9 protein-coding genes are annotated in these 12,704 nt (G+C 74.9%); 7 read left to right on the top strand and 2 right to left on the bottom strand.

Features of this window, described 5'->3' with window-relative positions; translation table 11 throughout:
- Positions 1–79 precede the first annotated feature (79 nt).
- On the bottom strand, positions 80–1,519 hold the full coding sequence (locus ABZS80_RS02780; protein WP_355054133.1) for a hypothetical protein: 1,440 nt from the start codon (positions 1,517–1,519) through the stop codon (positions 80–82).
- Between the two features lie 386 nt (positions 1,520–1,905).
- On the opposite strand from ABZS80_RS02780, the gene ABZS80_RS02775 reads away from it, so the two are divergent.
- Positions 1,906–2,751, top strand: a complete 846-nt coding sequence (locus ABZS80_RS02775; protein WP_355054132.1) for a glycosyltransferase family 2 protein — start codon at positions 1,906–1,908, stop codon at positions 2,749–2,751.
- 6 nt (positions 2,752–2,757) lie between these two features.
- On the opposite strand, the gene ABZS80_RS02770 is transcribed toward ABZS80_RS02775, so the two are convergent.
- Positions 2,758–4,626, bottom strand: a complete 1,869-nt coding sequence (locus tag ABZS80_RS02770; RefSeq protein WP_355054131.1) for a trypsin-like peptidase domain-containing protein — start codon at positions 4,624–4,626, stop codon at positions 2,758–2,760.
- A 129-nt stretch (positions 4,627–4,755) separates the two neighbouring features.
- Between ABZS80_RS02770 and ABZS80_RS02765 the strand changes: the two genes are divergently transcribed.
- The 6 genes from ABZS80_RS02765 to hutH are packed head-to-tail and all read left to right on the top strand — an operon-like array spanning position 4,756 to position 12,635.
- Positions 4,756–5,604 carry a MurR/RpiR family transcriptional regulator gene (locus tag ABZS80_RS02765; RefSeq protein WP_355054130.1) on the top strand — a complete coding sequence of 283 codons (849 nt, stop codon included), beginning with the start codon at positions 4,756–4,758 and terminating at the stop codon, positions 5,602–5,604.
- Between the two features lie 12 nt (positions 5,605–5,616).
- Positions 5,617–7,266 carry a urocanate hydratase gene (gene hutU / locus ABZS80_RS02760; RefSeq protein ID WP_355054129.1) on the top strand — a complete coding sequence of 550 codons (1,650 nt, stop codon included), beginning with the start codon at positions 5,617–5,619 and terminating at the stop codon, positions 7,264–7,266.
- An 11-nt stretch (positions 7,267–7,277) separates the two neighbouring features.
- Entirely contained in the window at positions 7,278–8,498 is a 1,221-nt protein-coding gene (locus ABZS80_RS02755; protein WP_355054128.1) for an allantoate amidohydrolase, read from the top strand.
- The gene (locus ABZS80_RS02750) at positions 8,495–9,847 is read left to right on the top strand and encodes a formimidoylglutamate deiminase (RefSeq protein ID WP_355054196.1); all 1,353 of its coding nucleotides are present in this window, start codon (positions 8,495–8,497) and stop codon (positions 9,845–9,847) included. Before ABZS80_RS02755 ends, ABZS80_RS02750 begins: the two co-directional genes overlap by 4 nt.
- A complete protein-coding gene (hutI, locus tag ABZS80_RS02745; protein WP_355054127.1) occupies positions 9,844–11,109 on the top strand; it encodes an imidazolonepropionase in 1,266 nt (421 codons plus the stop codon). The genes ABZS80_RS02750 and hutI overlap by 4 nt, the downstream gene beginning before the upstream one ends.
- Positions 11,097–12,635, top strand: coding sequence for a histidine ammonia-lyase (gene hutH / locus ABZS80_RS02740; protein ID WP_355054126.1), 1,539 nt, complete (start codon positions 11,097–11,099; stop codon positions 12,633–12,635). Before hutI ends, hutH begins: the two co-directional genes overlap by 13 nt.
- Positions 12,636–12,704: the final 69 nt, after the last annotated feature.

Below are 12,704 nucleotides of genomic sequence, written 5' to 3'. Positions count from 1 at the left end.
TGGCCGGGGCGGGTGACGCCCAGGGTCTCGCCGGTCGATTGCGCACCGTGGTTCCGAAGGGGCGCCGGGGGCCAGGGGCTCACGGCGCGTCCCCGCCTTCCTCCGCCACCGTGGGCGCCGCCGCGCCGCTGTCCTCCTCCGCCGCCGCCTCGGCCGTCTCCCGGTCGATGCTGAGCAGCAGCACCAGGCCGAAGACGAAGAGCCACAGGAAGTACGGGTAGGCCAGCGGCTTCTGCGTCAGTCCGAAGAGGACGAGCGTGGCGAAGAGCACGGCCAGGGGCAGCCGCCCGGTGGGACCGATGCGGGTCCGGACCAGGCGGTAGAGCCCCACCAGGACGGCGAGGGTCAGGCCCACCCCGAGCACGCCCCAGATGACCAGCACCCGCAGCCAGTCGTTGTGCATGTCCCACGGCTCGTATCCGAAACCGAACAGCCACACGTCCAGCGGGGACCGGTGCAGGATCTCGGCCACGTCGTTCCAGATCGCGCCCCGGCCGTGCATGAACGTGTCGGAGCGGACGTCGAGCGACCCGACCTCGGTGAGGGTGACGTGGGCCTTGTTGCGCACCGCGGCGCTGGACAGGGCGCCGGCCACCGCGGCGACCACGGCCAGCGTCGCGCCGACGGCCAGCGGGAGCCGACGGCGCGCGACGCCGGTCCGCCAGCCGCGCAGCCGCCGCGCCTCGAACGCGACGACGATGACGGCCAGGCAGACGATGGTGAAGCGGTGCAGGGAGACGACTCCGGTGGCGACGAAGAGCGCGATGAGGGCGTACCGCACGGCCGCGCGGAGCCGGAGGCGGTCGCCGAGCACGTAGATGAGGAACACGGCGAACATGAGCAGCCGGCCGAGCGACATGGGGTGGTAGTAGCCGCCGGAGGCCCGCCCGATCTTCTGCCCGGGCAGCTCGAAGTAGAACGAGTACGGCAGCACGCCGGCGACCTGGAGCCAGGCCAGTACGCAGTGCACGACCGCCGCCGCCACGACCACCCCGGCGACCAGCGCGAGCCGTCGCGAGGGGAACCAGCCCGGCCGCAGCAGCACGAGGCCGAGCAGGGCCAGCGGGGCGAAGCCGACGACCAGCCGGAGCGCCTCGGCCGGTATGGCCGAGGTCGGTTCCAGGTGCGGACCGTAGATCGAGTAGCGGCGGATGTCGAAGAGGTCGAGGAGATCGGCACGGGCCGGCACGGCCAGGTAGTCGATGCCGGACATGACGAGCATCGCGACGAGCGCCACCAGCATGAACAGCAGAGAGCGGGCGGGTAGCCGGCGGCGGGCGTACACCACCGCGGCGAGCGCGCCCAGCATCAGCAGCGCGCCCAGCACCGTGACGACGACACCGACGTCGATCGAGTCGCCCGCCTTGGACTCACCGACGTCGAGCAGCGGCTTGACCGCGACCAGCGCCAGTGCCCCGGTGACCGCGTGGCGGGCGAGGCGCTCGATCCGGGTCGCCGGTGCATCCGACGACGCGCCGCCCGGTGCGGGATCCCGGGCCGGGTGGGTCAGGGTCTCCATCAGGGCGTGCGTCTCCCAAGGTCTGTCGCCACCACAACGACCGCCGGTGCGGTCGGTCCCGATTGGCGGCGGCAATGGATACCTGACCACCGTCCTATAGGGCCGGTCGGAATCAGGCTCGAAACAGGAGGACGATATCAGCGGGGCGGGAGCCGGCGGTGTCCCGAACGACGTGGTCCACGCCGCACCTGTGGCCTCCGAGTGGGGTCCTGAGCAGCACTTCGGACCGGTCCGGTTCATCGGACACATCCCCTTCACGGTGCCGCTGCCCGATACGCGACCCGCCTTGCGGCCGACGTGACCGGTCCGGCAAGCTGGCAGCCGATCACGGCCGGCCCGCGCCATGCAGGAGCCCGGCCGCCACCCCCTCGCGGAAGTGTGGACAGGTGCCCGAACCGGCCGAGCCGACAACGATCAGTGTGGTGATCGCCGCGCACAACGAGGCGACGGTGCTCGGTGGTTGCCTGGATGCCCTGCTCGCTGACGCCGAGCCGGGTGAGCTGGACATCGTCGTGGTCGCCAACCGGTGCACCGACGCCACCGCCGAGGTCGCCGCCGCCCGTTCCGGCGTCCGCGTCGTGGAGCTGGCGGAGGCCGGGAAGGCCCGGGCGCTGAACGCGGGCGACGCCGTGGCGCGCGGCTTCCCCCGCTTCTATCTGGACGCCGACGTGGTGCTCAGCCCCGGGGCGCTGCGGCGGATGGCGGACGTGCTGACCGCCGACGGGTCACCGCCGCTCGCGGTGACCCCGCGACGGGCCATGGTGACCGACGGCCGGTCCCTGCCGGTCCGCGGCTACTACGCGATCAGCACGCGGCTGCCCATCTTCGCCGACGCGCTCTTCGGCCGGGGCACGGTGGGCCTGTCCGCGGCCGGCCGGGCCCGGTTCGAGGGCTTCCCGGCGGAGATCGCCGACGACATGTTCCTCGACTCGCTGTTCTCCTCGGCCGAGAAGTGCGAGGTGGCCGGCGCGACCTCGTACGTGCAGGCGCCACGCAGGACGCCGGACCTGGTCCGCACCCTGGCGCGGGTGCGGGCCGGCAACACCATGCTGCGCGCCAGCCACGAGGGGGTGCGGCCCTCGGCGCGCTCGTCCTGGCTGCGCGACGTGGTCCTGCCGCGACCGTGGCTGATTCCGGCGGCGGCGATCTACGTCACGCTGACCCTGGTCGCGGCGTCGCGGGCCCGTCGTCACCCGCGCGACGGCTGGGGCCGGGACCATTCGACCCGCTGACCGGCGTCACCGCTGACGTCGGCGCAGCAACAGGGCGAGCAGCCCGACCACCAGCGCGCCGCCGAGCGCGGCGAAGATGACGGCCGGCAGCGCGGACGGGTTCGGTTCGTCGGCCGCCAACTTCTCCCGGTCGGCGGCGCTCTGCCGGTACGCCTGCGCGAGCAGGTTGGTCGGCGCGGCCTCCGCCACCGCGGCGAGGTGTGACTCGGCGGTGCTGCTACGCCCGGTGAACCAGGCGTCGAGCCCGGAGCGGTAGAGCCTGTCGGTGTCGGCGAGGGTGTTGGTCACGCCCGCCTCGCCGAGCAGGGTCGTGGCGGCGGAAACCGGCACCAGGGCGCGGTTCGCACCGCCGTCGGCCGCCCGGTCGCTGTCCACCACGCCGACGACCCGGCCGGCGGTGTCCACCGCGACGCCGCCGTGCGAGTAGATCCCGATGTCGTCGTTTACCCGCTGGACGGCGATGCTGCCCTGGTCGCCCGTCCCCGTCACCTGCACCACCTTGGACTCCACCGTGAAGCGCGCGCCCCGGAAGGCACTGTCGGTGGTCCCGTAGCCCAGCAGGAGCAGCACGCTGCCCGGGCCGACGGCGTCCGCCGGCGCCAGCTCGACGGCGGGCAGCTTGGCCTGGGACAGCTTGACGACGGCGAGGTTGCCGGCGTCCGGTTCGAGCACCCGGACGACCTCCCCCGGGATCGCCGGGCTGGTCGCCAGGTCACCCCGCGCCACGTTCAACTGCCCGGACACCTGGCTGGTGAACGGCGCGGCCGGGTCGGTGCCGGTGAACCGGGTGGTCGTCAGCTTCGACCGGACGTACCCCTCCAGGCCGCCGGCGGTGAGCCGCTTCTGGTCGACGAGGATCCGAGCCAGGGTGTTGAGGGCGCGCTCGCGCGCGGCGTCGTCGGTCGGCCGCACGCACTGCCCGTTGGTGAGCACGACCCCGTCGGCGTTCACCACGAAGCCGGAACAGCGCCGCTTGAAGGTGACCGGGGTGGGGCTGATCGGGGCGCCGGTCTTCGTGTCCCGCAGCATGCCGGTGAAGCTGGCCTCGACGAAGACCAGGGACGGCGCGGCGATCGCCAGGGCGCGCTCCTCGGCGCTGTACGGCGCGGCCTGCGTCCACGGCCGGAGCCCCGGAGCCGCGGCCGACGACGCCGGCGCCGCGGTGGCGAAGCTGGTCGCCCCGCCGGGCAGGGCGGAGGGCTCCTCGTCGCCGGAGGTGGCCCAGAGCAGCGCGCCGGTGCCGACGGCGGCGATGAGGACCACCAGCCCGGCGATGACGGCCGCGGAGAGCCCGCGGCGGCGCGGGGCCGGCGGCGAGGGCTGGATGCGGCGCACCGGGTCGGCGAACGCGTCCACCGGGGACGTGTCGGCGGGCGACACGGGCTGCGCCGGCGAGATCGGGGCGGCTTCCACCGGCGCCTGCTGATGCGGGGTCACGGCGGCGTGCATGGCCCAGGGCAGCGGCGCGCCGGAGGTCGGCGTCGGCGTGCCGGAGACGGGCGCCCCGGAGACCGGCTGTGGCGGGTTGGTGACGGTGCCGGTGGCGGGAATGAGGACCTCCGCCTCGGCCTCCGCCGGGTGCAGCTCCATGCCGAGGCTCTGGAAGAGGCGCTGGGCGCCCACCCCCTCCTCGGACGGGTACGCCACCCACGGCTTGGCGGCGGCGAAATCGGCGTTGACGTAGCGCTGCCCGGCGAGTGCCATCGCGTTCGCGGCGTTCGTGAACGCCTCCCGCCAGGGCTGATCCGTAGCGGCGGCGCCGTCGAGCACCGCCACGGTCACCAGCCGGTCCTGCCCGTCGATGGCCCACCACGCCGTGCCCACCGGGCAGACGCCGAGCGACTCGGTGAACCTGTACGGACCAACCGGCTGCATGCCACTTCTCCTCTGCTCACCCGCCGTGCGGATAGTACAGAGCGACCGCCCGCGCCCTCGTCCTCCGGTCGCCGCGTGACCACCGGCCGAAGGTTGCGCACTGAAAGTTTTCATGCATAGAGTCAGGCCGTGAATGAAAGCGGTGCGGCACCCACCGACCGCCTGCTCGACCTCTTCCACGGCGTCCGGCTCACCCCGACCCAGCGCCGCATCGCACACTGCCTGGTCAAGCAGGCGGGCGCGGCGGCGTACCTGTCGGCGGCGGAGGTGGCCGAGCTGGCCGGGGTCAGCCAGCCGTCGGTGACCCGGTTCGCCATGGCGCTCGGGCACGACGGCTACCCCGCCCTGCGCCGCCGGCTGCGCGAGCTGACCGCCACCGGCGCCGCCGACCCGGCCGGCGCCGGCAACGCCCTCCAGCGGGCGGTCCACGCCGAGATGGGCAATCTCGACCGGCTCGCCGGTCAGCTCGCCGACGCGCAGCGCATCGCCGAGGTCGGCCGGCTCCTCGCGGCCAGCCGCCCGCTGCCGGTGCTCGGCCTGCGCGCCGCCGCACCCCTCGCGGCGTACTTCGCGTACTTCGCCGCGAAGGTGCACCCGGACGTGCGGGTCGTCGACGACGGGGGCAGCCTCCTGGCCGACCGGCTCGAACAGGCCGCCGCGGCCGGGGCGCGCGCGCTGCTCGCCTTCGTGCTGCCCCGCTACCCCCGGGAGACCCTGGACGCGCTGCGCGAGGCCCGGGACGCCGGGCTGACCGTCGTGGCCATCACCGACTCCCCGGTGAGCCCGGCCACCGACCACGCCGACGTGGTGCTCCCCGCCGCCGTCGGCACCGACCTGGTCTTCGACCTGCACACCGCCCCGATGACCCTGGCCATGGTGGTGCTCCAGGCGATCTGTGACGCCACCCCCGCCGAAACCCAGGCCCGGCTCGAGGCGTTCGAGTCGTCCGCCACCCGTCGCCAGTTGTTCCTCGGCTGAGAGGAGTACGAGATGGACCAGCCCGTCCGCGCCGCCCGCGGCACCGCACGCACCGCGAAGGGGTGGCCCCAGGAGGCCGCGCTGCGGATGCTGATGAACAACCTCGACCCGGAGGTGGCCGAGCGCCCCGAGGACCTGGTGGTCTACGGCGGCACCGGCAAGGCGGCCCGGGACTGGCCGTCGTTCCACGCGCTGGTCCGGACGCTGACCGACCTGCGCGACGACGAGACCATGCTGGTGCAGTCGGGCCGCCCGGTCGGCGTCATGCGCACCCACGAGTGGGCGCCCCGGGTGCTGCTGGCCAACTCGAACCTGGTCGGCGACTGGGCCACCTGGCCGGAGTTCCGCCGGCTGGAGGCGCTCGGCCTGACGATGTACGGGCAGATGACCGCCGGCTCCTGGATCTACATCGGCACCCAGGGCATCCTCCAGGGCACCTACGAGACGTTCGCGGCGGTGGCCGAGAAGAGGTTCGCCGGCAGCCTGGCCGGCACGCTGACGCTGACCGCCGGCTGCGGCGGGATGGGCGGGGCGCAGCCGCTGGCGGTCACCATGAACGGCGGCGCCTGCCTGATCGTCGACGTGGACCGCACCCGGCTGGAGCGCCGGGCGCACGACCGCTACCTGGACGAGATCGCCGACTCGCTGGACGACGCGGTCGAGCGGGCGCTCGCCGCCAAGCGGGACCGCCGGGCGCTCAGCGTCGGGGTGGTCGGCAACGCCGCCACGGTCTTCCCGGAGCTGCTGCGCCGGGGCGTCGCCATCGACATCGTCACCGACCAGACCAGCGCGCACGACCCGCTGTCGTACCTGCCGGAGGGGGTGGAGCTGGCCGACGCCCGGGACTACGCGGCGACGAAGCCGGCCGAGTTCACCGACCGGGCGCGGGCCTCGATGGCCAAGCACGTCGAGGCGATGGTCGGCTTCCTCGACGCCGGCGCCGAGGTCTTCGACTACGGCAACTCCATCCGGGGCGAGGCGAAGCTCGGCGGCTACGAGCGGGCGTTCGACTTCCCCGGCTTCGTGCCGGCGTACATCCGGCCGCTGTTCTGCGAGGGCAAGGGCCCGTTCCGTTGGGCGGCGCTCTCCGGTGACCCGAAGGACATCGCGGCCACCGACCGGGCCATCCTCGACCTGTTCCCGGAGAACGAGTCCCTGGCCCGGTGGATCCGGCTGGCCGGCGAGCGGGTCGCCTTCCAGGGCCTGCCGGCCCGGATCTGTTGGCTCGGCTACGGCGAGCGGGACAAAGCCGGGGTGCGGTTCAACGAGATGGTCGCGTCCGGCGAGCTGAGCGCGCCCGTGGTCATCGGCCGGGACCACCTGGACTGCGGCAGTGTGGCCAGCCCGTACCGGGAGACCGAGGCGATGGCCGACGGCTCCGACGCGATCGCCGACTGGCCGCTGCTCAACGCGCTGGTCAACACGGCCAGCGGGGCGTCCTGGGTGTCGATCCACCACGGCGGCGGCGTCGGCATCGGCCGCTCCATCCACGCCGGGCAGGTCTGCGTGGCCGACGGCACCGCCCTCGCCGGGCAGAAGATCGAGCGGGTGCTCACGAACGACCCGGCCATGGGCGTCATCCGGCACGTCGACGCCGGCTACGACGACGCCCGCGAGGTGGCGGGGCGCACCGGCGTCCGCGTCCCCATGGCCGAGGCGTAAGGAAGGGCCCCTTGTTAACGCATTCGGTAGGGGAAGGGACCCTTCCTAACAGGTTCCGCAAGCTCTGGGACGAGATCGCGCCGGTCGGGCGGGACTCCGGCAGCGGCGGTTACCTGCGCTATGCGCTCACCGAGCCTGAGCTCGCGCTGCGGGCCTGGTTCCGGGAGCAGGCCGGGCAGCGGGGCATGCCGGTCAGCGAGGACGGCAACGGCAACCTCTTCGCCTGCTGGGGTGACCCGGCGGCCGGAGACGCGGTGCTGACCGGCAGCCACTTCGACTCGGTGCCGCACGGCGGGGCCTACGACGGGCCGCTCGGCATCGTCAGCGCGTTCCTGGCCGTGGACGAGCTGCGGGCCGCCGGGGTCGCCCCGGTCCGCCCGGTGGTGGTGGCCGCGTTCGTCGAGGAGGAGGGCGGCCGGTTCGGCGTACCCTGCCTGGGCTCGCGGCTGCTCACCGGGGAGATCGCGGTGGAGCGCGCGGCCGGGCTGCGCGACGCGGCGGGGGTGAGCTTCGCCGAGGCGCTGGGCGACCGGCCGGCGGGCGCCGACCCCGGCCTGCTCGGCCGCTTCGCGGCCTTCGTGGAGCTGCACGTCGAGCAGGGCCGCGCGCTGGTCGACCTCGGCGCGCCGGTCGCGGTGGCCAGCGCCATCTGGCCGCACGGCCGCTGGCGCTTCGACTTCGCCGGCGAGGGCAACCACGCGGGTACGACCCGGATGGCCGACCGCCGCGACCCGATGCTCACCTACGCGTTCACGGTGCTGGCCGCGAACAAGGAGGCCCGGCTGCGCGACGCGCACGCCACGGTGGGCCGGGTGGCCGTGGAGCCGAACGCCACCAACGCCATCCCGTCGAGGGTGACCGGCTGGCTGGACGCGCGGGCGGCCGAGCCGGAGACGCTGGACGGCCTGGTCGAGGCGGTCCGGGCCAAGGCCACCGAGCGGGCGAGGCGGGACGGCACCGAGCTGACCTGCACGCAGGAGTCGGCCACCCCGCTGGTGGCCTTCGACGGTGGGCTGTCCGGCCGGCTGGCCGCGCTGCTCGACGCGCCGGTGCTGCCCACCGGCGCCGGGCACGACGCCGGCGTGCTGGCCGCGCACCTGCCGACCGCGATGCTCTTCGTGCGCAACCCGACCGGGGTGTCGCACTCCCCCGCCGAGTCCGCCACGGACGCCGACTGCGCGGCCGGGGTGACGGCCCTGGCCCGGGTGCTGGAGGAGTTGGCATGCCGCTGACCCGCTGGCTGGCCGAGTACGCCTGGCTGCCCGACCACGCCGAACCCACCGCCGACGTGCTCATCGAGGCCGAGGCCGGCCGGATCACGGCGGTCACCCCGCTGGTTGGCGGCGGCGCGGCCCCCGCCGGGGTCGAGGTGCTCGGCGACGCGGTACGCCTGCCCGGGCTCACTCTGCCCGGCCTGGCGAACGCCCACTCGCACGCCTTCCACCGGGCGCTGCGCGGGCGCACCCAGGGCGGGCGGGGCGACTTCTGGAGCTGGCGGGATGTCATGTACGACGTGGCGGCCCGACTCGATCCCGACTCCTATTTGGCCCTGGCCCGGGCCGCGTACGCGGAGATGGCCCTCGCGGGCATCACCTGTGTGGGCGAGTTCCACTACCTGCACCACGGCCCGGAGGGCCGGACGTACGCCGACCCGAACGCCATGTCGGCCGCGTTGGTCGAGGCCGCCGCGCACGCCGGGATCCGGCTCACCCTGCTGGACACCGCGTACCTGACCGCGGGCGTGGACGGCGCGGAACTGGTCGGGACGCAGCGTCGGTTCGGTGACGGCGACGCGCTGCGCTGGGCGGAGCGGGTCGACGCGTTCCGCCCCGAGAACGACCACGCCCGGCGGGGCGCGGCCATCCACTCGGTCCGCGCGGTGCCCGCCGAGCAGCTCGCCACGGTGGCCGGCTGGGCCGACCGCAACGGGGTGCCGCTGCACGTGCACCTGTCCGAGCAGCCGGCCGAGAACGACGCCTGCCGGGCCGTGCACGGCTGCACCCCGACGCGGCTGCTGGCCGACCACGGGGTGCTCGGCCCGCACACCACGGCGGTGCACGCCACCCACCCGACGAGCGCCGACGTGGCGCTGCTCGGGGAGAGCCGGACCGGGGTGTGCCTCTGCCCCACCACGGAGCGGGACCTGGCCGACGGGATCGGGCCGGCCCGGCGGATGGCCGAGGCGGGCAGCCCGCTCAGCGTGGGCAGCGACAGCCACGCCGTGGTGGACCTCTTCGAGGAGGCCCGCGCCGTGGAGCTGGACGAGCGCCTGCGGACGCGCCGGCGGGGGCACTTCAGCCCGGCCGAGCTGGTCACCGCGGCCACCGTGGCCGGGCACGCCGCGCTCGGCTGGGGCGACGCGGGCCGGCTGTCGGTGGGTGACCGGGCCGACCTCGTGACGGTACGGCTGGACAGCGCCCGGACGGCCGGGGTGCCGCCGGTCGGGGCGTTCTTCGCGGCCACCGCCGCCGACGTGACGCACGTGGTGGTCGACGGGCGGACGGTCGTGGCCGACGGCCGGCACCAGAGCGTGGACGTCCCCACCGAGCTGCGGCACGCCATCCGGGAGGTGACGTCATGACCTGGCAGCACCGGCCGGTGCGACCGGGCGACCCGGTGCGGCCGGCGCCGCGGAACAGCGGCAGCCTGTTGGTCGACAACATCGGGGAGCTGATCACCAACGACACCGGCGGCGAGGGCGGGCCGCTCGGCATCCGCCGGGACGCCGCCGTGCTGGTCGAGGACGGGCAGGTGGCCTGGATCGGGCCGGCCCGGTACGCGCCGGCCGCCGACCGGCGCATCGACGCCGAGGGCGGCGCCGTGCTGCCCGGCTTCGTGGACAGCCACGCCCACCTGGTCTTCGCGGGCGACCGGGCCGCCGAGTTCGCCGCCCGGATGGCCGGCGAGCCCTACACCGGGGGCGGCATCCGGACCACCGTCGGCGCCACCCGGGCCGCCTCCGACGACCAGCTGCGGGACACCGTCCGGCGGCTGCGCGGCGAGGCCATGCGGCAGGGCACCACCACCGTCGAGATCAAGAGCGGGTACGGGCTGACCGTCGCCGACGAGGCCCGCTCGCTGCGGATCGCCGCCGAGTTCACCGAGGACACCACGTTCCTCGGCGCGCACGTGGTCCCCGCCGAGTACGCCGACCGCCCCGACGACTACGTGGGCATGGTGTGCGGGCCGATGCTGGCCGCCGCCGCGCCCCACGCCCGCTGGATCGACGTGTTCTGCGAGCGGGGCGCCTTCGACGTGGACCACGCCCGCGCGATCCTCGCCTGCGGGCAGGCCGTCGGGCTGGGCGTGCGGGTGCACGCCAACCAGCTCGGCCCCGGGCCGGGCGTGCAGCTCGGCGTGGAGCTGGGTGCGGCCAGCGTGGACCACTGCACGCACCTGACCGACGCCGACATCGACGCGCTCGCGTCAACCGGCACGACGTGGGTCTCCGGCTTCGAGCCGACCACCGTCGCCACCCTGCTGCCCGGCGCCGAGTTCTCCACCCGGTCGCCGTACCCGGACGCCCGCCGGCTGCTCGACGCGGGCGTCACCGTGGCCCTGGCCACCGACTGCAACCCCGGTTCGTCGTACACGTCGTCCATGCCGTTCTGCATCGCCCTCGCCGTCCGCGAGATGCGGATGACCCCGGCGGAGGCGGTGTGGGCCGCGACGGCCGGTGGCGCGGCGGCCCTGCGCCGCAGCGACGTGGGGCGGCTCGCGCGGGGCGCGCGGGCCGACCTGATGATCCTCGACGCCCCGTCCCACCTGCACCTGGCCTACCGGCCCGGTGTCCCGCTGATCCGCCAGGTTCTGCACAACGGAGTGCCGCAATGTCGACCGTAGTCATCCAGCCCACCGGGATCTCCCCCGCCGACGTGCTCGCCGTGGCCCGCGGCACCGCCAAGGTCGTCCTCGACCCCGCCGCGGTGGAGGCGATGGCCACCAGCCGGTCCATCGTGGACGGCATCGAGGCCGCCGGCCGGCCCGTGTACGGCGTCTCCACCGGTTTCGGGGCGCTCGCCAACACGTTCGTCGCGCCCGAGCGGCGCGCCGAGCTCCAGCACGCGCTGATCCGCTCGCACGCCGCCGGGGTGGGCGCGCCCATGCCCCGCGAGGTGGTGCGGGCCATGATGCTGTTGCGGGTGCGCTCGCTCGCCCTCGGCCGCTCCGGGGTCCGCCCGCTGGTCGCCGAGGCCCTCGTGGACCTGCTCAACCACGAGGTGACCCCGTGGGTGCCGGAGCACGGCTCCCTCGGTGCCTCCGGCGACCTGGCGCCGCTGGCGCACTGCGCGCTGGTGCTGCTCGGTGAGGGCTGGGTGCTCGGCCCGGCCGGCGACCGGATTCCGGCCGGTGACGCGCTGCGCCGCGTCGGGCTGGAGCCGGTGGGGCTGGCCGCCAAGGAGGGGCTGGCGCTCATCAACGGCACCGACGGCATGCTGGGCATGCTGCTGCTGGCCGTCCACGACGCCCGGCACCTGTTCGCCATGGCCGACGTGACCGCCGCGCTGGCCATCGAGGCGATGCTCGGCTCGGAGCGGCCGTTCCTGCCCGAGCTGCACGCCATCCGGCCGCACCCGGGCCAGGCCGCCTCGGCCGCGAACATCCACAAGCTGCTGCAGAACTCGGCGGTGATGGACTCGCACCGCGACGACCTGGCGCACGCCGTGCAGGACGCCTACTCGATGCGCTGCGCGCCGCAGGTGGCCGGCGCGGCCCGGGACACCCTCGACTTCGTCGAGGTGGTCGCCGGGCGGGAGCTGCTGTCGGTCGTGGACAACCCGGTGGTGCTGCCGGACGGGCGGGTCGAGTCGACCGGCAACTTCCACGGCGCGCCGCTCGGCTTCGCCGCCGACTACCTGGCCATCGCCGCGTCCGAGGTGGGTGCGATCGCCGAACGCCGGGTGGACCGGCTGCTCGACGTGACCCGCTCCCGGGAACTGCCGGCGTTCCTCTCCCCCGACGCCGGGGTCAACTCCGGCCTGATGATCGCCCAGTACACGGCCGCCGGCATCGTCGCGGAGAACCGCCGGCTCGCCGCGCCCGCCTCGGTCGACTCACTGCCCACCAGCGGCATGCAGGAGGACCACGTCTCGATGGGCTGGGCGGCGACCAAGAAGCTGCGCACCGTGCTGGACAACCTGACCAGCCTGCTGGCGGTCGAACTGCTGGCCGCCGTGCGCGGGCTCCAGCTCCGCGCCCCGCTGACCCCGTCCCCGGCCGGCCGGGCCGCGGTGGCTGCGCTCGGCGAGGCGATCGGCGAGCCGGGCCCGGACGTGTTCCTCGCCCCGCTCATGGAGGCGGCGCGGGAGGTCGTGCGTGGCCCCGGGCTGCGCGCCGCCATCGAGCGCGAGGTCGGCCCGCTGGGCTGAGGTCCGCGCCTCGATCGCTGACGGCTCAGCCACCGGCCCGGCGGCGTGTCCGGTCCTCCACCCGTCAGC

The sequence above is a fragment of the Micromonospora sp. NPDC005305 genome (assembly GCF_040607315.1).
GTDB lineage: Bacteria > Actinomycetota > Actinomycetes > Mycobacteriales > Micromonosporaceae > Micromonospora.
This window is presented reverse-complemented; position numbering and strand designations above follow the sequence as displayed.